Genomic DNA, 20500 nt, shown 5'->3' with positions numbered 1-20500 from the left:
GCAGCAGGTCCAAGGGAGGAATCGGTCGATGCAGATCCAGGTCGGGATCGTCGGAGCGGGGCCCGCGGGGCTCATGCTCTCGCACCTGCTGCACCAGCGAGGCGTGGAGTCGGTCGTGCTCGACACCCGGACCCGCGAGGAGATCGAGGGCACCATCCGGGCCGGCGTGCTTGAGCAGAGCTCGGTGGACCTGATGGTCGACACCGGGATCGGCGAGCGCGTCAAGGAGCTCGGCATGGTGCACCAGGGCATCGAGCTGCGCTTCGGCGGCAAGGGGCACCGGATCGACTTCGACGATCTGACCGGCGGCCGCGGGGTGACCATCTACCCGCAGCACGAGGTGCTCAAGGACCTGATCGCCCAGCGCCTGGCCGATGGCGGGGACATCCGCTTCGGCGTCTCGGACGTGCGGGTCGAGGACGTCACCGGTGACCGCCCCAAGATCCGGTTCACCCAGGACGGCACCGAGCAGGAGCTCGACTGCGAGCTGGTCGCGGGCTGCGACGGTTCGCGGACCACGACCCGGTTCCTGATCCCGGCCCCGAACCCCCGGCAGGACCACTTCCGCCAGTACCCGTTCGCCTGGTTCGGCATCCTGGCCGAGGCGCCGCCGTCCTCCGAGGAGCTGATCTACGCCCACCACCGCAACGGCTTCGCGCTGATGAGCACTCGTTCGGCGACGGTTCAGCGGCACTACCTGCAGGTGGATCCCAACGACACCGTCGAGGACTGGTCCGACGACCGGATCTGGTCGGAGCTGCACACCCGGGTGGCGGGCGCGGAGATCAAGGAAGGCCCGATCTTCTCCAAGTCGGTCCTGCACTTCCGCAGCTTCGTGTGCGAGCCGATGCAGTACGGCCGCCTGTTCCTGGCCGGCGATGCCGCGCACACCGTGCCGCCGACCGGGGCGAAGGGCATGAACCTCGCGATCGCCGACGTGTACGTTCTGTCTCGCGCGATGGCGGAGTTCTTCGCCAACAGCGACCGCACCGCGCTCGACGCCTACACCGCGACCGCCCTGCCCAGGGTCTGGCGCGCGCAGCACTTCTCGTGGTGGATGACCTCGATGCTGCACCGCATGCCCGAGGCGACCGGTTTCGACCTGAACCGCCAGCTCGCCGAGCTGGACACGGTCACCCGCTCCCGCGCAGGCCGGACCCTCCTCGCCGAGAACTACGTCGGCACGCCGTTCGACTGAAACCCCATCCGACGCACTCATTTTGCGCGGCGCCGTGGCGGAATCCCAGAGTTGATCGAATCGCTGCCCGTTGAGCGGAGTTACGGGCATACCCGGATCTCCGGGGTGCATCCGTCCACGCGGCCGGGCGTGGCCGAGTCAGCGACGGGGTGGCTATGACGTCCCGGTACTACCTCTACGTCAGCGACAGCAAGGTGGACATGCTGCTGTCGCAGATACGCCTTCGACGGCACCGTCCGCTTCTGGGACATCAGCAGCGGCCGATGTCTGAGGACCTTTCAAGGCCACCGCAACAGGACAGCTGTCGTCGCCCTGGACCCCGACGGCCGATTCGGGTTCTCCTCTGGTCAGGATGGTCCGGAGATGGCGGTTGCCTGCGAGCTACGATGCTGCGCCGAGCCTGACCCGCCCGCGCCCGCACACCGAGCTGAACCGGCTGGGGGCGCGGGCGGATTCGGATCTGCCCAGACTTCAGCTGATTAGTCGCAGGAGCCCCGGCTGTTCACGGCCGGGAGGAATGCGTTCCCTGGGGCGGTGTGTGGGCGCGCAGCGACCGCGCACCGCCTGCTGACCCGTTCGTGGCGCCATGGGGCGCGCTATGTTCCTGTGTCGTGAAGATCGTTGTGCAGGTCAAGCTCCTGCCAACGCCGGAACAAGCATCGGCGTTGGAGGCGACCCTGCGCGCGGTCAACCATGCTGCGAACGATGTATCGCAAACAGGTTTCGGCGCTCATGGGCTGAAGGGTTCGGTCAAGCAACTACGGTCGCTGTGCTATGCGGGCCTGAAGGGCCGTGGTCTTGGGGCTCAGGCCGCGCAGCACGTGATCAAGCGTGTGGTCGACTCCTACACCACCCTGCGCGGCAACATCCGTCACGGCAACCTCGGCAAACCAGGTTCCCAGCGCCGCATGAAGGCCGAATCCAAGCCCGTCACGTTCCGTGCTGATGCGGCGCACACCTTCGATGATCGGTGCTTGTCGTGGAACTACGACCAGCGCACCGTCTCGATCTGGACCACGCACGGCCGATTGAAGAACGTGGGTTTCGCCGCCTCACCACAGGATCTGAAAACCCTCGTTGAACATCGCCAGGGCGAGTCAGACCTGGTGTTCCGGGACGGCACCGACGACAACAGAAATCGTCCCGAGTGGGCCGGTTGGCCCGCTCGGTGTGACCACACAGCGGGCAGCGCTGCGAGGTGTAGGCCGCATCCACCGGCAGCACGGGCACGCCTGCGCGCTGTGCTTTGTAGGCGATGAAGTTCCCGAGCTGGGCAAACGGCCAGGAAGATTGTGTGGTCTCGCTGGACCGGCCGATATCGTCGCCGGGGTCAACGTGCGTGATCGCGCACGCTCGGCGTGGGTATTCGTAAACATGCCCCAACCCGCCAGCTAGCTGGCTGCGATGCGACCCGTCCCACCGCAGCCAGCGGTGAGACGGGAGCGCAAGCCAAGCCCCTACTGACCCCAGCCGCACAAAAGCTCGGTCGCTTCAGGGCGAGCTGTTTACAACGGGTACTGCTGGATCGGGCCCTGGATCGTCACCCACTGGGTTTCGGTGAAGGCCTCGAGGTTCGCCTCCGCTCCCCCGACCCGGCCGCCGTTACCGGAAGCCTTCACCCCGCCGAAGGGGATGTGCGCGTGGTCGCCAACGGTCTGGTCGTTGACGTGCACCAGACCGCTCGGGATCTGCTTGGCGATCTCCCACGCCTGCATGGCATCCCCGCCGAGCACGCTCAACGACAGCCCGTACTCGGTGTCGCGGGCGATCGAGATCGCCTCCTGCACCGTGCTGAACCGCAGGACCGGCGCGACCGGGCCGAAGATCTCCTGGCTGAACGCAGGAGTGTCGGGCTTGACGTGGTCGAGCACCGTCGGCCGGTAGAAAAGCTCGTCGTACTCACCACCGGCGACCAGTTCCGCGCCATTGGCCACGCTTTCGGTCACCAGCCGGTGAATTCCGTCGCGCTGCTTGGCGTCGATGATCGGCCCCAGCGCCACCTCCGCGGTGTTCGGGTCCCCGACCGGCAGGTTGCGCGCCTTCTCCGCCAGCACCGCGACGTATTCGTCCGCAATGGACTCATGCACCAGGTGCCGACCCGCGGCCATGCAGATCTGCCCCTGGTGCAGGAAAGATCCCCACGCGCCGGCCGACGCGGCAGCGGCGATGTCGGCGTCGGGCAGCACGATGAGCGCGTTGTTGCCGCCCAGTTCCAGATGCGCGCGCTTGAGGTGCGCGGCGGCGGCCTCCCCGACCTTGCGTCCGGCCGCGGTGGATCCGGTGAAGGCGATGACCCGGGTGTGCTCGTTGGCCACCAGCGCCGCGCCCGCATCGGCTCCACCCGGCAGCACCTGGAACACGCCCTCGGGCACCCCGGCCGCTTCGAAGATCGCCGCCAGCGCGAGCCCGCCGCACACCGCGGTCCGGGTGTCGGGCTTGAGCACCACCGAGTTGCCCAGCGCCAACGCCGGTGCCACAGCGCGGATCGACAGGATCAGCGGGAAGTTGAACGGCGCGATCACCCCGACGACCCCAGCCGCGACCCGCCGGCTGAAGCTGAGCCGACCGTCCGCCGACGGCAGCAGCGATCCCGCCGGGTGCGAGGGCAGCGCAGCGGCTTCGAAGCACTCGTTGGCCGCGGTCTGGACCTCGATCTCGGCCTTCGGCCGGATCGAACCGCCCTCGCGGATCAGCCAGCCGCGGACCTCCTCCGCGTGTTCGAGGAACAGCTGCCCGGCCCGCCGCAGCACAGCCGCCCGCTCCTCGAACGGCCTGTCCTCCCATTCCCGCTGCGCCGCAGCCGCTTTCGCGCAGGCCGCATCGATGTCCGCCGGGGTGGCGCAGCCAACGTGCCCGAGCTGCTGCCCGGTCGCGGGCTCGACCACCTCAGTCGGTGTGCCGCTGGCCGAGGTCCAACGCCCGGTGAAGACCTGCTTGGCCCAGCGTTCGGTGTCGAGGATCGTCATGCATCGGCCTTTCTTCAGGATTGCGCGGGTGTCCGCTCGGGTTCGGGGAGGCGGAACTTCTTCTGGGCCACGATCGCGACGGCGATCGCACCGATCACGCCCGGCACCGCGACGGCGATGAAGTTCTGCTGGAACGGTAGTTCCAAAGCCAGCAGCGCGCCGCCGAGCGTCGGCCCGCCGATGGCGCCGATGCGACCGATCCCGGCCGCCCAACCGACGCCGGTCGAGCGGACCTCTGCCGGGTAGTACTCCACGGCGAAGGCGTGGATGATCGCCAGCACGCCGACGGTCGCCGCGCCCGCGATGAACAGCAAGGTGTTGAGCACCAACGAGTTCGGGTTGAACGACAGTCCGATCAGTGACAGCGAGGCGAGCATGAAGTACAGCACCAGGGTGTTGCGGTAGGTCCAGCGGTCGGCCAGCCAGCCGCCGACGATCGCGCCCACCATGCCGCCCAGGTTCAGCACCACCAGGTTCCACAGCCCCGAGCCCAGGGGGTAACCCGCGGTCTGCATCAGCTTCGGCAGCCAGGTGTTGAGCCCGTAGCTGAGCAGCATGCACATCGCGAAGAACACCCAGATCAGCACGTTGTTGAGCGCGTTTCCGCCGGTGAACAGCTGCCGCAGCCCCACCTTGGCCTGCTCGGAGCTGCGGTCCAGCGACACGTCGTCGAGGTCGTCGCGGTCCGGGGCGATCCGGCGCAGCACCACCAGCAACCGCTCCCGGTCACCGCGGGCGGCCAGGTAGTCCGGTGATTCCGGCAGGTGGCGCAGGAGGAACGGCACCAGCAGTAGCGGCAGGCCCGCCACGTAGAACACGCCGCGCCAGGTCCACACCGGTTCGATGTAGATGGCGAACACCGCCGCACCGATGCCGCCCACCGAGTAGAACGACGACACCAAGGTGACGAACAGGGCTTTCGCCCGGCGCGGTGCGATCTCACCGGCCAGCGCGTTGAAGTTGGGCACCAGCGCACCCAACGTCACCCCGACGACGAACCGCAGCGCCCCCAGCATCTCCGGTCCGGTGGCGAACGCGCATCCGAAAGAGACAATGCTGGCGATGGTCACGCAGGTGATCATCAGCGGACGCCGCCCGTAGCGGTCGGCCAGCGGCGAGATGAACAACCCGCCGACGAGCATGCCCACCAGTGCAACGGATCCGAGCGTCCCGGCGGTGACCGGGTCCATCTGCCACTCGTCCATCAGATGCGAGATGACGGTGCCGTAGCTAACCATGTCGTACCCGTCGACGACCATCAGCAGCGCGCACAGGGTCAGGACTTTGAGGTGGAAGCCGTTGAGCCGGGCAGCGCCGACCACGGCCCCCGCGGTGTGCTGGGACAACTGGATTCCTCCGGTTTCCACTTCGTCGGGGAGAGCCGGTCAGGGTTCGGTGAGTTCGGTTTCCGCTTCGATCAGCACCGGCTTGCCAGCGCCGAGAGCACTCGTCAGCGCAGCAGCGAACTCCGCACCGGTGCGCACCGAAGTCGCGTCGACGCCGTATCCCCTGGCGATCTGCACGAAGTCGATGCCTGGCACGTCCATGCCGGGCACCTCGCCGGCGTCGAGGATCTTGGAGAACCAGCGCAACGCGCCGTAGGTGCCGTTCTTCAGGATGATGATGATGACCGGGATCCGGTACCGCGCAGCGGTCCACAGCGCGGTGATCCCGTAGTTGGCCGAGCCGTCGCCGATGAGCCCGATCACCTGGCGCTGGTCGTGGGCCAGCTGCGCGCCGACCGCGGCGGGCAGCCCGAAGCCGAGCCCACCGGAGGCCGGGAAGAAGTAGCTGCCCTGCACGGAGAGGTCCATCTGCGCCCAGAAAGCACCAACGGTCGCGGTGGATTCCTTGACGTAGACGGCATTTTCCGGGGCGTGCTCGCGCAGCAGCGCGAAAAGTTCCTCTGGGTGCAGCCGCTCGCCGGCGGTCTGCGCGGCTGGCTGTTCCGGCAGCGGCGACAGCTCGGGCCGGAGACCGGGAGTGACCGCACCGGCGAGCCGGGATAGCGCGTCCTTGACGTTGCCGACCAATGCCTCCCCCATCGGTGCGCGCGCGGCCTCGCCGGGGTCGCTGGTCAGCTGCACCAACCGGGCGCCCGCGGGCAGGTACTCGCCGGGGACGAACTGGTGGTAGCGGAACACCGGCGCTCCGACCACCAGGATCAGGTCGTGCTCGCGCAAGGCGTCGGTGATGCCCTGGACCGCGGCGGGCAGCACGCCGCGGAAGCTTCGGTGCCGGGTCGGGAATGGGCAGCGCGACGCCGAGGGCGCGATCCACACCGGCGCACCCAACCGGTCGGCCAGCTGCACGGCGTCGTCGTTGGCGTGCTCGGCGTCGACCTCCGGTCCCAGCACCAGCACCGGACTCTCCGCACCGTCCAGCGCCTCGGCCAGCTCGGCCAGCTGCGCTTCGCTCAGCGACCCCGCGCTACCGGTCCGGCGGGTGAGCAGGTGCTGCGCCTCCGCCGGTGCTTCCTGCCCCCAGTCGTCGTAGGGCACCGAGACGTACACCGGTCCCTTGGCGGGCAGGTTCGCGATGTGGATGGCGTGGCTGATCGAGCGCGGCACGTCCTGTGCGCAGGACGGCTCGCAACTCCACTTCACCAGCGGTTTCGGCAACTCCGCGGCGTCGACGTTGGCGAGCATGACCTCCTGGCCGATGGTCGAGCGCACCTGCTGCCCGGCGGTGATGATCAGCGGGCTGTGCGAGTAGACGGAGTTGGTCAGCGCCCCGAGCGCGTTGCCCGTCCCGGCTGCCGCGTGCAGGTTGACCAGCGCCGAGCTGCCGCGGGCCAGCGCGTAGCCGTCGGCCATCGCCAGCACCGCACCCTCGTGCAGGCCCAGCACGTAGCGGAAGTCCTCGGGCATCCCCGCGAGGAACGGCAGTTCGTTGGAGCCCGGGTTGCCGAAGATCGTCGTCAACTCGTGCGATCGCAGCAGGTCGTAGGTCACGTCGCGCACGTCGGCCATGGATGTTCGCTCCCCGTGTCGGTGATGTCCGCCACCCTAGGGAGCACAGCTCTCATAGGCCTAATGAATGTTGTTGATCCGGATATAGCTCAGATCTATTCTTGCTGCGTGGTCGACGTGGACCTGAACCTGATGAAGACCTTCGTGCTGCTCTACGAGACGCGCAGCGCCACCAAGACGGCCGAGGCGCTGTTCATCACGCAGCCGTCGGTCAGCCATGCGCTGCGGCGACTGCGCCGCCAGTTCAACGACGAGCTGTTCTCCCGCTCCCCCGACGGCCTCGCCCCGACCGAAATCGCCGAGCGCATGTACCCGAGGTTGCAGCAGGCGCTGGAGGTCATCGAGGAAACGGTGTCCGGCGCGGGCCGGTTCGACCCGGCCACCTCGGAGCGCACGTTCCGGATCTGCGCCACCGACCTCGGCGAGATCAACCTGCTGCCGCCGGTCCTGGCCCGGCTCGAGCGGGACGCACCGAACTGCGCGGTCGAGGTGCTGCCGCTGGACATGACCGCCGCACCGCAGCACCTGCGCCAGGGCCGCGCCGACGCGGTGATCTGCACGCCCCGCATCGACGCCCCGGACCTCCGGCGCGACGCCCTCTTCCAGGAGCACTACGTCGGTTTGCGCGCCCGAGCGCACCCGCGCATCGGCGAGCACCCGACGTTCGAGGAATACCTGCGGGAGCGGCACATCGTGGTCGACCCGGCAGCCGGACACGTCGACGCCGACATGGAGCTCACCCGCCTCGGACACCGCCGCGCGGTTGCCGCCCGGGTACCGCACTTCACCGCGCTGCCGGAACTGCTGGCGCGAACCCACTACCTCTCGGCGGTGCCCAGTGGCGTGGCCGAGCTGTTCACCCGCTCATCGGACGTAGCGACCTTCCAGCTTCCGTTCGAAATCCCGACGGTGGAGGTCTCGCTCTACACCTACCGGCGAGCGCTGCCAGCGCCTGGCACCGACTGGCTCCGCGAGCTCATCCGACGCACCCTCCGCCGAGCAGAACCGTCCACTTGAGACTGAAAGGGGATCAGGCAGCGACCTGATCGAGCTCGGTGCTGATCGCGTGGCGGCGCACGTCGAACAGGTAGCCGACCCAGAAACCGACCACACCGGCGCCGACGACGGCCAGCGTTCCAACAGCACGCACCATGGGAGTTCCCCTTCTCCGCGGCGCCGGATCACCAGACCCCGGCCTAACAGGTTCACCCAGATGCTCAACCCGCCGGATGGCAGCGCCGTTGCCACGACGATAACGCCTGGTAAAACGCCCGACCACACCGCCCCGCACAAGGCCGAACACGCAACGCAACCGTCTACAGAGGACTACCACGCGGTAGGGCGACGCCGGCGCACCGGACGGTCAGCGCAGTTCGACGCGACCGCCGGGGCCTTCGATTTCGGCGCGTAGCGCCGGGGCATCCGAACGAGTGAGGTCCAGGTGTGCACCCACGGCACGCAGGTCCACTCGAACGGTTTCGGGATCCGGGTGCTCAGCGCGCAGCGAGAGCAACCGAACCTCCGGCAGTCCGGACTCCGCCGGGTGCGGCGCACTGCCCCAATCGATGAGGAACGGCACGAGTCCGTCGCGCGGCCGCGGTTCGCGCTTGGCCAGCCGCCACTCCAGCAGCTCTCCGCTCGGCGTGCGCCGAGACATCGACTCGGCGTCACCCGGATCGTGACCGGCTGCGCGCGCGTCAGCCACCGCGCGATCCAGGTCAGTGGTGCTGATCGCCCAGGTCACCAGGCGCGGGACGGTCAGCGTGGCCAGGCCGAACACGGTCGGCGGCCGCGTCGCCTCGGGGTCCGGGCCGATGATCTCCAGGTAGGCCCGGCCGCCGAGACCGACGAGGTAGTTCTGCGTGCCGTTGGCCGGATGGAGACCGCCTGGCACCGGGGCGACGCCGAGCAGGTCCGCGACCGCCCGCACTCCGGCGAGCAGGTCCGGCACCCCGTACACCAGGTGGTCCAGTCGCGCCTCGACGTTCGTCATCCGCACCTCCCGAAGACCGGTTCCCGATCCCACCACCCGGCGCCGGGAAGATCAACGCCTCCGGGGATCGACCCGGCGAACCCGGGCACCGCCTACGCTGCCACGTATGGGTTCCCCTGACGACCTCACCGCACTGCCCATCCCTGCCGACACCGCGGACCTGACCACCGGCCCACCGCTGCACGACGCGTGCCAGCCGCTGCGCGCCCTGGTCGGCGTATGGCGCGGCCGCGGCGAGGTCGACTACCCGACGATCGACGGGCCGTACCGGTTCGGCCAGCAGCTCACGATCTCCCACGACGGACGACCGTTCCTGCGCCACGAAGCGCGCGCCTGGCTGCTCGACGCCGACGGCGCGGTGCTCCGCCCGGCCGCGTGGGAGACGGGATGGTGGCGCCCGCAACCCGACGGAACCCTGGAGCTGCTGCTGTCCCACTGCACTGGGATCCAGGAGCTGTTCTACGGCGAAGCGGCGGACCGGGGCTGGGAGCTGGCCACCGACTCCGTCGTCCGGACCAAGACCGCCAAGGACGTCCAAGCCGCGCAGCGCAGCTACACGCTCAGCGAGGACGACGTTCTCGACTACGCCGAGCACCGCGCGATGGTCGGCGTGACCATGACGCCGCACGTGGCCGCGCGCCTGCACCGCGTCCGGTAACAGCAACGAGCGAGCACACGAAGACGGTCGTTCGCATCGATAACAAAGACAGCTATGCTGAACACATGAGCCGCGACGACCCTGCCGCTGAGGACACCGCCGGCGTCGCCAACGCAGCCGCCGAAGTGCGCACCAGCGTGATGCGGCTGGCCCGGCGGCTACGTTCCGAGCGCGACCCCGGCGAGCTCACCCTCGGCCGCATGGCAGTGCTCGGCCGCTTGGAGCGCGACGGGCCCGCCACCACCAGCGGGCTGGCCGTCGCCGAACGGGTCACGCCCCAGTCGATGGCCCGCATGGTGCAACACCTCACCTCCGCTGGCCTGGCCGAGCGCGCCCGGCCCCAGACGACCGCCGCGCCGCGATCATCCGCATCACCGACACCGGCCGCGAGCGGGTGCAGAACGCCGCCCCTGCCAGAGTCTTGATCTTCTGCCTTTGAAACGCCGCAGGCGTTTAACCCAGGGCACCTGCAGTCCAGGCGGGCGCTGAGGTTCCGCCACTGGCACCGCCCGCAACCCAGCCACCACAGTCAAAACGTGAGAAAGCCCCGCACCGAAGTGCGGGGCTTTCATCGACTAGCGGTCAAGCTGGCCCGTGCCGTGGTAGCGGAACGAGCTGGCTCACCGTTCTCAGACCGTGCGGACGTCCGCGGCCTGCGGACCCTTCGGGCCCTGGCTGACCTCGTAGGTGACCTTCTGGTCCTCTTCGAGGGTGCGGAAGCCACGCGAGTCAATGGCCGAGTAGTGGACGAACACGTCCGGGCCACCGTCGTCCGGAGCGATGAAGCCGAAGCCCTTCTCCGAGTTGAACCACTTCACGGTTCCCTGTGCCATGCTCTTCTCTCCTTCTGGGAGCCGGTACTACATCAGGCAATCACACTGCGTGACCACCTGGGTCGCGGATCTCGAACGGCGACTACTCCAGCTACAACCAGATAGCAGCACGCTCGCATCACCATCCTGCGAGTGTGCGCGAACACGACCCCAGAAAAATACGACCAGTGCCGACACTACACGGTCCAGCAAGATCGCGCCCCTACCGCTCCACCAGCGTGTCGCAGCCGACAACAACCCCCATCCGTCGGCGACCTCGGGTTTCCCCGCGCCCCCGAGTCGGAACTGGTCTCATCGACCGCCTATCGGGTGAACGGCGGGTGTTCAGCTCTTGGCGAAACCGGTGCACTGATCATTCGAAGCGGGACGGATCGCCCGCGCCGTAGCGGACGACCTCGGGTTCGGGACCCGAGAAGTCGACGACCGTGGTCGGCTCGGTGCCGCAGTCGCCGGAGTCGATCACCGCGTCCAGCACGTGGTCCAGCTCGTCCTTGATCTGCCAGCCCTGGGTCATCGGCTCCTCCTCTCCGGGCAGCAGCAGCGTGCTGGACAGCATCGGTTCCCCGAGCTCGGCCAGCAGCGACTGAACCACGACGTGGTTCGGGATGCGCACGCCGACGGTCTTCTTCTTCGGGTGCAGCAGCCGGCGCGGCACTTCCTTGGTGGCGGGCAGGATGAAGGTGTAGCTGCCCGGCGTGGACGCCTTGATGGCGCGGAACACCGCGTTGTTGATGATCACGAACTGGCCCAGCTGAGCGAAGTTCTGGCACACCAAGGTGAAGTGGTGCCGATCGTCGAGGTGCCGGATGGAGCGGATCCGCTCCATGCCCTCCTTGTTCCCCAACTGCGCCCCGAGGGCGAAGCAGGAGTCCGTCGGATAGGCGATCAACCCGTCCTCGCGCAGGATGTCTACCACCTGCCCGATGGAACGCTTCTGCGGGTTTTCCGGGTGCACGTCGAAGTACTTCGCCATGCCCCGAGCTTAAAGCCTGCCTCCGGGCTCACCCCGCATTGCGGTGCGGGTGGCGGAACCTCAGCGTCCGCCCGGTCTGCGGGTGCATACCAGCTCGGATCCGGACATGCGCGTCTTTCAAATGGCTGGCGGTTCCAGCGGAGTTGGTTCTACCGTCCTCCGCACGACCGCCCGACGAAGAGGTCGCTTGCGAGCACTCCGTTGAAAGTTGCCCCGGTTGATCCATGCCAACAACCACCCACCGAGCGCCAGACCGACTCATCGCGCTGGGAGGAACGATTCACGCGGCACTCGCCGCGCTCTGCTACTCGGGATTCCTGTTCCTGCTGCGCCGTTCGGGACGCCGTGGTCAGACCGTGCGGTCCTACCTGGCGATGATGGTGTCGGCCGCGTTGGTGTCGGCGGCGCTGAGAGCGATGTGGACCGGCATCGACCTGTTCCCCGGCTGGGCGGCAGCCGGCTGGCTGCTGCTGGTCGCGGTGTGCGGACAAGTTCTGGGTTGGCTGCTGGTGGCAGTGTGCCTTCCGCACCTGTCCAGCCAGGTCGGCGCGATCCTGCTCCTGCTGACACCGGTCGGTGCCCTCGTTCTCGGCGCCGTGGTGCTCGTCGAACGTCCGACGCCGCTCCAACTCGTCGGCTGCGTGCTCATCCTCGGCAGCGTCGTGGTCGTCGCCGGCGTCCGCGAGGTCAGGAGCAGGTAGCGAGCATTTCCTTGAGAGCCTGCTTCTCCTCTTCGGTCACGGTCAGGCCGTAGCCGTTCTTGACCGTCACCCACTTCGTCGCGTAGTCGCACCAGGCCTTCTCCGCCGTCGGCTTCCACGTCGACGGGTCCTGGTCGCCCTTGCTGCGGTTGGAGCTGGAGTCGACCGCGACCAGCTGCGGCAGGTCCATGTCGTTGGCGAACTGCTCGCGACGCGCGTCGTCCCACTCGTTCGCACCGCTGCGCCAGGCGTTGGCCAGCGGGACCATGTGGTCGATGTCGATGTCCGAGGGCTTGGCCAGCTTCTCGCCGGTGTACACCGAGGTCCAGCTGCCGGAGACCGACTCGCAGGCGTTGTTGGTCTCCACCTCCTCGCCATCGCGGACCAGCACCGCTTCCCGGGTGTTGCAGTTCGTCCCGGCTTCCGGCTTCGACGTCCAGTGCTTGAAGCGCTCGCGCGAGTAACCGTCCATCGATCCGGCCGGGGCGACCTTCAGCTGCTCGAGCTGGTCGGCGGCGGCGCCGGTGGGCTGGCTGCTGCCGCGCGCGTCGAATAAGTCGGACTCGAACAGCACCCACATCAGGACGAGCAGCACGGCCGCCACGACCGACGTCCACGCCGATTTCTTCGCAACAGCCCCGCTCATGGCCTTCTCCCGGTTCGACGACAGCTCCGCGGTCATTCGATCATCCGGGGTGGTGGTCATTCACTCCGCCACGCGGGGAATGTGGCCTAGCGCACGGGTGTTCAGCCGCTCCCCCGCGGGACGTACCGGGGCACGTAGCGCATCAGCAGCCCGGCACCGAGCAGGCCGAGCACTCCCATGCCCGCTCCGGCCAAGCCGACGCCCAGCAGTGCGGTCAGGCCGGAGATGGTGACCGGTCCGACCGCCTGCCCGAAATCGGCGGTGAAGCGCCAAGCTCCGAGGAACGGCGCCGGACCTGACTGCGGTGCGAGGTCGGCGCCAAGTGTCATCAGGATTCCGGCGCTGGTTCCGTTCGCCAGCGCCAACAGCACTGCGACGGCAGCGAAAGTCGGCACATCGGTCACGACGAACAGCAGGAGGTGCCCCACCGCCAAGCCGATCATCGACGGCACCGCCGCCCAGATCCGGCCGAACCGGTCCATGATCTGGCCGGAGCTGTAGGACAGCGCGAAGTCGACCCCGCCGGCGATGCCGATGATCAGGGCTGTCGTCGATGGCGGTAGCTCGGCGGCCACCGCAACCAACGGCAGCACGACCATCCGCGACGCGCGCAGTCCGCCGATCAGCGCCGCGCAGGTTCCCATCCGCAACAGCACACCCCGGTGCTGCACCAGCGTGGTGACCAGACCTTGGTGCGACTGCTCGGCGCTGTCCTCCTCCGCCGTGCCGAGGTCCTTCGTGCACAGCAGCAGGATGATCGCAGCCGCGGCGAATCCGATGTGCAGCAAGAAGACCGCGCGTTTGTCCGGAGTCGCCAGCAGCACGAGCGCCGAGAGGAACGGGCCGATGAAGTAGCCCGCCCGGAACAACCCGCCGAGCACGCTCAACGCCCTCGCCCGGTAACGCAGCGGGACGGTGGTGGTGATGAACGCGTGTCTGGCCAGCGCGAAAACCGCTGTGGCCAGGCCGACGACGAACACGCACGCGCCGAGCGCCCACGGATCCGTCGAGAAGTAGCAGCCGAGCAGTCCCAGCACCGAGACGATCGCGGCACCGATCATCGCGGTGCGCTCACCGAGCCGGTGCACGAGCACTCCGCTGGGTACGTCGCCGATCAGCTCGCCGACCATCAGCATCGCCGCGATCAGCCCGAGCACCCCGAGGTTCGCGCCCTGGTCGGCGGCGATCAGCGGGATCATCGGGATGATGGCGCCCTCGCCGATGGCGAACAGCAGGGTCGGTCCGAATGCCGCGAGCGCAACGGTTCTCAGTTCGAAGGGGCGTTCGTCCGCCTGCAATTGCCGTTCACTCCTCGCCGCGCGAGCCCGAGTTCCGAGCCCATCCAGCTTGGCAGAGTTTCCGGCACTCCCAGCGAGAGATCCGTCACTTACGCCCGGATTTCACCCGCTGCGCAAGGACAATTGTCAGCTACGCCCGATACTGCGGTCAGATCTGGAGCAGGTCGGCGAGGCGAGCGCGGTTCTCGTCCGGGGTGCCCAGCAGGAGTTGCGAGGTCTTGGCGCGCTTGTAGTAGAGGTGCGCGTCGTGCTCCCAGGTGTAGCCGATGCCGCCGTGGAGTTGGACGGTGTCGGCCGCCGCTTGGAAGTTGGCGGGTGAGACGAGGACCTGCACCAGCGCTGCGGCGAGCGGGAGTTCTTCCGGGTCGGAGTCTGCCGTCCACGCCGCGTAGCGCACCGCTGCACTGGCCTGCTCGAGTGCGCTGTGCATGTCGGCCAGCCGGTGCTTGACTCCTTGGTAGGAGCCGATGGTGCGGCCGAACTGCACCCGGACCTTGGTGTATTCGGCGGTCATCTCCAGCACCCGCGCCATGCCGCCGAGCTGCTCCGCGGACAGCGCCACCGCAGCGAGATCCCGAACCCGAACGCGCACCGCATCCGGGTCTGACGACGACAGGAGTTCAGCCGGAGTGGCCGCGAAGTCCAATTTCGTCAAGCGACGCGTCGGATCCAGCGTGCGCAGCAGGGTTTTCGCGATGTGCTCGGCACGCGCGCGGAACCACGCGGTTCCCTGCCCGGTCGTGGCCTGCACCAGCACGACATCCGCGATGTCGCCGGAAACCACGCGCTGCGCGCGACCGTCCAGCACCCACCCGCCATCGCGTTGCGTCGCGGTCGGCACCGACTCCTGGTCCCACGCCACCGCCGCGATCAGCTCACCGGACACCATCGCGGGCAGCAGTTCCGCTCGGGCTGCCTCATCGTCCAGCGCGAGCAGCACATCGGTGGCCAGCACCGCGGAGGCCAGGAACGGCACCGGGGCCAGCGCCCGACCCAGTTCTTCGAACACCACTGCCCGCTCCACATGACCGGCTCCGGAACCGCCGTGCTCCTCCGGCACCACGAGCCCGGTCAGTCCCAGCTCGGTCGACAGCCGCTGCCACAGCTGGGCGTCGTGGCCGTCGCCGTCCGCCAGTTCCCGCACCCGCTGCGACGGCGCGTGCTCCGCGAGGAACTTCCGCACCGCGGACCGCAGTTCCTGCTGCTCCGGGTCCAGCACCAGCTGCATCGCACACTCCTCAGTGGACTTCAGGCGAACTCTTCTCGCAGTGAGAGCCTGTTGGTGAATAGTCTGGGTGGGTGGTCGTCTAGCGGAACCTGAGCGCTTCCCCGGACTGCGGGTGCCCCTCCTCATGTATGACCAATACACGGCGGAGGGGCCGTCCTCTCCAGGAAACCGCTCAGAACCCGCCGGTGGTCGACCCGCGTTGGCGGATGCAAGCAGCTCCACAGGCACGGACGGCATTCGCCGACAGGCTCCGAGGGGTCACGGGGTCCGCTGGGTGCCGACCTTCAGCTCGCGGAAGGGGACGTCGCGGTCTACCTGGGGCTCCTTGGGCAGACCGAGGATCCGTTCCCCGATGATGTTGCGCTGCACCTGGTTGGACCCGCCGGCGATGCTCATCGCCGGGGTGCCGTTGATGGCGATGGCCATTTCCTCGGCCGCCGAGTCGCCGTCCTCCCAAGAGGTCAGCGCCGATCCGGCGATGAGTCCAGCGGTGTCCACGGCGCGCCACAGCAGCTCGGCACCGGCGAGTTTGGCGACCGACCCGCGTGCTCCAGGCGGCGAACCGGCCGCGGCCTCCTGCCGCAGCTTGGTGTTGAACAGCGCCAAAGCCCGTTCGTGCGCATACATCTCGGCGAGCCGATCGCGCACCACCGGGTCGTCCGTGCGGTTGTGCCGACGGGCGAGCTCGACCAGGTTGTCGTAGGCCAGGGGGTCGCTGCCGCGCCGGACCGAGCCGCCGATGGAGATCCGCTCGTGGCCGAGCATGGTGACCGCGGCCAGCCAACCGCCGCCGACCTCGCTGATCACCGCGTCGGCCGGGATGCGCACGTCGTCGAAGTAGACCTCGTTGAACGGAGCACGTCCGGTCATGTCCCGCAGCGGCCGGACGGTCACGCCTGGGCTGCGCATGTCCACGACGAACATGCTGATGCCGCGGTGCTTCGGCACGTCCGGGTCCGTGCGGGCCAGCAGCGCGCCGAAGTCGGAGAACTGCGCCCCGGAGGTCCACACCTTCTGGCCGTTGATCACCCAGGAGTCGCCGTCGCGCACCGCGCGGGTCTGCAGGCTGGCCACGTCCGAACCGGCGCCGGGCTCGGAGAACAGCTGGCACCAGATCTCGTCGCCGCGCAGCAGCGGCGGCAGGTAGCGGGTCTTCTGCTCGTAGCTGCCCAGGTCCAGCAGGGTAGGTCCGCACATGCCCATGCCGACCATGAACGGCGCGCTGGGCAGGTCGTAGTGCACCGCTTCTTCGTTGTAGGCCTGCTGTTCAGCGGCGGTGAGCCCGCGACCGCCGTACTCGGCCGGCCAGGTGATGCCGATCAGCCCCGCGTCGTAGGCGGCGGCCTGGAACCGCTTCGCGGTCCGCAGCTGCTCGGCGGGTTCCAGCTCCGCGAGCGGCCCGGGTGCGTTGCGGGCCAGGAATTCCCGCGCACCGGCGCGGAACTCGTCGACGCTCATGTGGTCTCCCTCCGGCCCGACGGCGCGGCAGCAACCCGATCAGTCAACGCTGACTGTAACTGATCGGACGCGCTACGAACACCCGTCAAATGCAGCAGCGGCCCGTACTCCACATCCGATCAAGTCCACTGTGGATGTTCCCGGTCGGCGGTACCCTGCTCGCGTGGACCAGACCCGGAACGACCAGCGCACCCGGCAGGAACGAGCAGCCGACAGCCGCACGCTGATCCTCGAAGCCGCCGTCGCCTGCCTGGTCGAGCACGGCTACGCGGGCGCTTCCACGCTGGCCATCCAGGCCAAGGCCGGGGTCTCCCGGGGTCGACTGCTGCACCACTTCCCATCCCGCGACGAACTGCTGGTCGCCGCCGCGCAACACCTGACCCGGGACCGGCTGGTGCAGACCGAGCAGCGGGTCGCCGAACAGCTCGCGGACATGCCCGAAGGACCCCGACGCGTCGACCGCTGCATCGACCTGCTGTGGGAGACCTTCCACGAACCGCACTTCTGGGCCGCGATGGAGCTGTGGACCGCCGCCCGAACCAATCCGGCGCTCAGCGCGGCACTCCGCCCGGAGGAACGGCGGCTGCGCCGGGCGATCCGATCGGTGTCCGACCGGATCTGGGGCCCGTCGGTGTGCGACCACCCGGTGTACCCGCAGCTGCGCGAGATGCTGTTCACCAGCATGCGCGGCGCAGCGCTGGCCTACGCCTTCGAAGACCGCTCCCCCTCCAGGTCCGCGCACCTGGAGGTCTGGAAGTCCATCACCCGGCGACTGCTGTTCGACGCCTGACCGACTGCTGTTGACCGCCAGCGTTCGGCCGACGCAGTATGAGGCGCGTCACATCACCCTCACCGACGAGGTAGCGATGCCAGCATTCGCGCAGTCCGGCCGAGGCATGACCAGCAGCGACCAACTCGCCCGTCACGCCCGCCAGATCCCAGACGAGATCGCACTGCGCTTCGCAGGCACCGGCCGCACCTACCGCGAACTGGACGAACGCGTCACCCGGCTGGCCAACGCGCTGGCCGCTCGCGGTATCGAGCCGGGTGACCGCGTGGCGGTGCTCGGCCGCAACGGGCTGGAGATCGTCGAGTCCTACCTCGCCGTGGCCCGGCTGGGCGCGATCTGCGTGCCGATCAACTTCCGGCTGGTCGCCGACGAGGTCGCCTACGCCTTGACCGACAGCGGGGCCCGCGCCGCGATCGTCGACGAGCTCTTCGTTGAAACCCTGGACAAGGCGAGGGAATCCGCGTCCAATGTGGACTTTCGCCTGGTCATCGGAGACTCCGGCGATTACGAATCGGCGCTGGCCGCGGCTTCGCCAGAGCACGTTGAGATCACCGTGGACGAGCAGTCCCCGGCGTTCATCATGTACACCTCCGGAACCACCGGTCGCCCCAAAGGCGCGGTGCTGACCCACCACAACCTGCTGATGCACACGTTCAGCTCGATGGTGCACCACGGCATCACCGACGAGGACCAGGTCTGGCTGGTCGGAGTGCCGCTGTTCCACATCGCCGGGGTGTCCGGGATGCTCCCCTACCTGCTGCAAGGCGGCCGGATCGTGCTCACCGCGTCGGGGCGGTTCGATCCGGCGGAGATCGTCGAGCTGATGGCCCGGGAGCGGATCACCACCTGCTTCCTGGTTCCCGCGCAGTGGCAGGCGATCTGCAACCTTCCCGACTTCGCTGACCACGATCTCTCCGCGCTGCGGCGGATCACCTGGGGTGCAGCGCCCGCATCGACCACGCTGCTGCGGTCGATGTTCGAGAAGTTCCCGGACACTGACATCACCACCGCGTTCGGGCAGACCGAGTGCTGTCCGGTGACCACCGTCCTGCGCGCCGAGGACGCGCTGCACAAGATCGGTTCCGTGGGCACACCGATGATCAACGTCGAGGTGCGGATCGTCGACGACGAAATGAACGACGTGCCACCGGGAGAGGTCGGCGAGATCGTCTACCGGGGTCCGACGGTGATGCGGGAGTACTGGGGCAAGCCGGACGAGACCGCCGAGGCGTTCCGCGGCGGCTGGTTCCACTCCGGTGACCTGGTGCGCCAGGACGAAGACGGCTACCTCTACGTGGTGGACCGCAAGAAGGACATGATCATCTCCGGCGGCGAGAACATCTACTGCGCCGAGGTCGAGGACGTCCTCGCAGCCCACCCCGAGGTCGCCGAAGTCGCCCTGATCGGCGTTCCGGACGATCGCTGGGGCGAAGCCCCGCTGGCGGTCATCAGCCCACGCGACCCCGCGAATCCCCCGTCCCTCGACGAAATCTCGGCCTGGTGCCGCGAACGGCTGGCCGGCTACAAGCGCCCCCGCCGGATCGCCATCATCGCCGAGCTACCCCGCAACCCCAGCGGCAAAGTCCTCAAAACCCAACTGCGCACCGAACACGCAGCAGGCCAACTCCCCGTCGAGGAGTAACCAACCCCCGCACCGCGTCACCCGGAGACCGCAGGGCCCCGGCAAAGTCGGTTCGCCCCGATGAAGGACGGGCACGGTTCTTGTTGATCATGTGAGTGTCTACGTCCCATGGTCATGTGAGAGAGCCGTGCCCGCTGCCCCGTCCTGCCCGAGTCCCGGTGTTCTCGATCGTCTGGCCCCGCTTTCCGGTGGTGATTCTGACCGGGAACTGGCCGCTGACGAGCTGGCTGATCTACGGGGATGCATTGCTGACGTGGATGATCCGTGGGATCGGCGGGGCGTGTGGCACTCGCTGGTATCGATCCTGGGTATCGCGGCCGTGGCCGTGGCCGCCGGGGCTCGATCGTTCACCGCGATCGCCGAGTGGGCCGCTGATGCACCACAGCAGGTTCTCGCCCTGCTGGGCGTGCGCCGCCAGCCCCGCACCGGTGGGTTACAGGTGCCCGACGAGGCCACGATCCGGCGGGTCCTGACCCGGCTGGACGGCGACAACCTGGATTCGGCGATCAGCGTCTGGCTGCGTGCACACCCGGGCGGCGAGGCCGACGCCGGGCCTGAGGTAGTTGCCGCGCAGGGATTTCCCGTCCAGGTCGCGTCGCCCGCCGAACTCCTGGCCCGCCCCGCCAACGACTTCGCCGGCCGGGACCGCGGATACCACGCGCTCGGCTTCAGCACTCCCCGGTCCTTACCGGTCTTCGACGAACCCGCAGTCGCCGTCAACAGCCGAACTGCGAGATCGTGGCCTCACGCGGCAAAACGGGGTTGTCGGCCTGGAAAAAGCTCTACGGACTGCACTTCAAGAGCTTTGCGCCGCTGGACTCCGGTGGACCTCTCACCGTAAGCGCGCTGACCAACGGGCAGGTCGACGTCGCCGACCTATTCAGCACAGATCCGGCGATCAGCGACCACGACCTCGTGATCCTCCAGGACGACCAAGAGCTATTCCTCCCGGAGAACATCCTCCCACAGGCCAACAGCAGCAAGGTGACCCCGCACGTCGCGGAAACGCTCAACGCGATCTCCGCGCAACTCACCACAGACCAGATCCGAAGCATGATCCGACGCGTTGTGACAGAACGGGAAAACCCCAAGACAGTCGCCCGCGAGTGGCTCCGCCACGCGAACCTGCCCGCATAGAATCCGG

General features: G+C 68.3%; 22 protein-coding genes and 1 pseudogene. 11 read left to right on the top strand and 12 right to left on the bottom strand.

From position 1 onward, the window contains the following. Positions 1-28 precede the first annotated feature (28 nt). The 3 genes and pseudogenes from ACWCO2_RS00300 to ACWCO2_RS00290 all read left to right on the top strand — a co-directional run bounded on the left by ACWCO2_RS00300 (position 29) and on the right by ACWCO2_RS00290 (position 1681). Positions 29-1198, top strand: a complete 1170-nt coding sequence (locus tag ACWCO2_RS00300; protein WP_450125502.1) for a 4-hydroxybenzoate 3-monooxygenase — start codon at positions 29-31, stop codon at positions 1196-1198. 155 nt (positions 1199-1353) lie between these two features. Then, positions 1354-1422, top strand: a pseudogene (locus ACWCO2_RS00295) (DUF7019 family protein); the annotation flags it as partial. 25 nt (positions 1423-1447) lie between these two features. Then, the gene (locus ACWCO2_RS00290) at positions 1448-1681 is read left to right on the top strand and encodes a hypothetical protein (RefSeq protein ID WP_450125770.1); all 234 of its coding nucleotides are present in this window, start codon (positions 1448-1450) and stop codon (positions 1679-1681) included. Positions 1682-2128: 447 nt separating this feature from the next. Here ACWCO2_RS00290 and ACWCO2_RS00285 read toward each other — a convergent pair whose 3' ends face one another. From ACWCO2_RS00285 to mdlC, 4 genes are all read right to left on the bottom strand, one after another. After that, the gene (locus ACWCO2_RS00285; RefSeq protein ID WP_450125769.1) at positions 2129-2422 is read right to left on the bottom strand and encodes a zinc ribbon domain-containing protein; all 294 of its coding nucleotides are present in this window, start codon (positions 2420-2422) and stop codon (positions 2129-2131) included. A gap of 281 nt (positions 2423-2703) precedes the next feature. Next, positions 2704-4164: a benzaldehyde dehydrogenase gene (locus tag ACWCO2_RS00280; RefSeq protein ID WP_450125501.1), complete on the bottom strand. Its 1461-nt coding sequence runs from the start codon at positions 4162-4164 to the stop codon at positions 2704-2706. A 14-nt stretch (positions 4165-4178) separates the two neighbouring features. Beyond that, on the bottom strand, positions 4179-5510 hold the full coding sequence (locus ACWCO2_RS00275) for an MFS transporter (RefSeq protein WP_450125500.1): 1332 nt from the start codon (positions 5508-5510) through the stop codon (positions 4179-4181). Between the two features lie 39 nt (positions 5511-5549). Continuing rightward, positions 5550-7136, bottom strand: coding sequence for a benzoylformate decarboxylase (mdlC, locus tag ACWCO2_RS00270; RefSeq protein WP_450125499.1), 1587 nt, complete (start codon positions 7134-7136; stop codon positions 5550-5552). Positions 7137-7244: 108 nt separating this feature from the next. Here mdlC and ACWCO2_RS00265 point away from each other — a divergent pair, with 108 nt between their 5' ends. Beyond that, the gene (locus ACWCO2_RS00265) at positions 7245-8153 is read left to right on the top strand and encodes a LysR family transcriptional regulator (RefSeq protein ID WP_450125498.1); all 909 of its coding nucleotides are present in this window, start codon (positions 7245-7247) and stop codon (positions 8151-8153) included. Between the two features lie 13 nt (positions 8154-8166). Here the strand turns inward: ACWCO2_RS00265 and ACWCO2_RS00260 are convergent, their stop codons facing one another. Further along, entirely contained in the window at positions 8167-8289 is a 123-nt protein-coding gene (locus ACWCO2_RS00260) for a hypothetical protein (protein ID WP_450125497.1), read from the bottom strand. 210 nt (positions 8290-8499) lie between these two features. Beyond that, entirely contained in the window at positions 8500-9129 is a 630-nt protein-coding gene (locus ACWCO2_RS00255; protein ID WP_450125496.1) for a VOC family protein, read from the bottom strand. Between the two features lie 106 nt (positions 9130-9235). Between ACWCO2_RS00255 and ACWCO2_RS00250 the strand changes: the two genes are divergently transcribed. Both ACWCO2_RS00250 and ACWCO2_RS00245 read left to right on the top strand, forming a co-directional pair. Next, entirely contained in the window at positions 9236-9787 is a 552-nt protein-coding gene (locus ACWCO2_RS00250) for an FABP family protein (protein WP_450125495.1), read from the top strand. 65 nt (positions 9788-9852) lie between these two features. Next, positions 9853-10212, top strand: coding sequence for a hypothetical protein (locus ACWCO2_RS00245; RefSeq protein ID WP_450125494.1), 360 nt, complete (start codon positions 9853-9855; stop codon positions 10210-10212). 204 nt (positions 10213-10416) lie between these two features. On the opposite strand, the gene ACWCO2_RS00240 is transcribed toward ACWCO2_RS00245, so the two are convergent. Then, positions 10417-10620, bottom strand: a complete 204-nt coding sequence (locus tag ACWCO2_RS00240; protein ID WP_270950401.1) for a cold-shock protein — start codon at positions 10618-10620, stop codon at positions 10417-10419. A gap of 352 nt (positions 10621-10972) precedes the next feature. Then, positions 10973-11593, bottom strand: a complete 621-nt coding sequence (locus tag ACWCO2_RS00235; protein ID WP_450125493.1) for an L-threonylcarbamoyladenylate synthase — start codon at positions 11591-11593, stop codon at positions 10973-10975. Positions 11594-11817: 224 nt separating this feature from the next. Here ACWCO2_RS00235 and ACWCO2_RS00230 point away from each other — a divergent pair, with 224 nt between their 5' ends. Then, a complete protein-coding gene (locus ACWCO2_RS00230; protein WP_450125492.1) occupies positions 11818-12294 on the top strand; it encodes an EamA family transporter in 477 nt (158 codons plus the stop codon). Here ACWCO2_RS00230 and ACWCO2_RS00225 read toward each other — a convergent pair. The 4 genes from ACWCO2_RS00225 to ACWCO2_RS00210 form a co-directional block, all read right to left on the bottom strand. Next, positions 12281-13000, bottom strand: coding sequence for an HNH endonuclease family protein (locus tag ACWCO2_RS00225; RefSeq protein ID WP_450125491.1), 720 nt, complete (start codon positions 12998-13000; stop codon positions 12281-12283). The genes ACWCO2_RS00230 and ACWCO2_RS00225 overlap by 14 nt on opposite strands. 41 nt (positions 13001-13041) lie before the next feature. Next, entirely contained in the window at positions 13042-14238 is a 1197-nt protein-coding gene (locus tag ACWCO2_RS00220; protein WP_450125490.1) for an MFS transporter, read from the bottom strand. Positions 14239-14386: 148 nt separating this feature from the next. Continuing rightward, positions 14387-15466 (bottom strand): acyl-CoA dehydrogenase family protein, encoded by a 1080-nt coding sequence (locus ACWCO2_RS00215; protein ID WP_450125489.1) that lies wholly within the window; start codon positions 15464-15466, stop codon positions 14387-14389. A 258-nt stretch (positions 15467-15724) separates the two neighbouring features. Further along, positions 15725-16924 carry an acyl-CoA dehydrogenase family protein gene (locus tag ACWCO2_RS00210; protein ID WP_450125488.1) on the bottom strand — a complete coding sequence of 400 codons (1200 nt, stop codon included), beginning with the start codon at positions 16922-16924 and terminating at the stop codon, positions 15725-15727. Between the two features lie 163 nt (positions 16925-17087). On the opposite strand from ACWCO2_RS00210, the gene ACWCO2_RS00205 reads away from it, so the two are divergent. From ACWCO2_RS00205 to ACWCO2_RS00190, 4 genes are all read left to right on the top strand, one after another. After that, on the top strand, positions 17088-17714 hold the full coding sequence (locus ACWCO2_RS00205) for a TetR/AcrR family transcriptional regulator (protein WP_450125487.1): 627 nt from the start codon (positions 17088-17090) through the stop codon (positions 17712-17714). A 76-nt stretch (positions 17715-17790) separates the two neighbouring features. Next, the gene (locus tag ACWCO2_RS00200; RefSeq protein ID WP_450125486.1) at positions 17791-19356 is read left to right on the top strand and encodes a long-chain-fatty-acid--CoA ligase; all 1566 of its coding nucleotides are present in this window, start codon (positions 17791-17793) and stop codon (positions 19354-19356) included. 91 nt (positions 19357-19447) lie between these two features. Then, a complete protein-coding gene (locus ACWCO2_RS00195; RefSeq protein WP_450125485.1) occupies positions 19448-20197 on the top strand; it encodes a transposase family protein in 750 nt (249 codons plus the stop codon). Continuing rightward, a complete protein-coding gene (locus ACWCO2_RS00190) occupies positions 20119-20493 on the top strand; it encodes a glycine betaine ABC transporter substrate-binding protein (protein ID WP_450125484.1) in 375 nt (124 codons plus the stop codon). The genes ACWCO2_RS00195 and ACWCO2_RS00190 overlap by 79 nt, the downstream gene beginning before the upstream one ends. Positions 20494-20500: the final 7 nt, after the last annotated feature.

The sequence above is a fragment of the Saccharopolyspora sp. NPDC002376 genome, from assembly GCF_053593195.1.
Note: the sequence above shows the minus strand (reverse complement) of the source record. Positions and strands in the feature narration are given on the sequence as shown.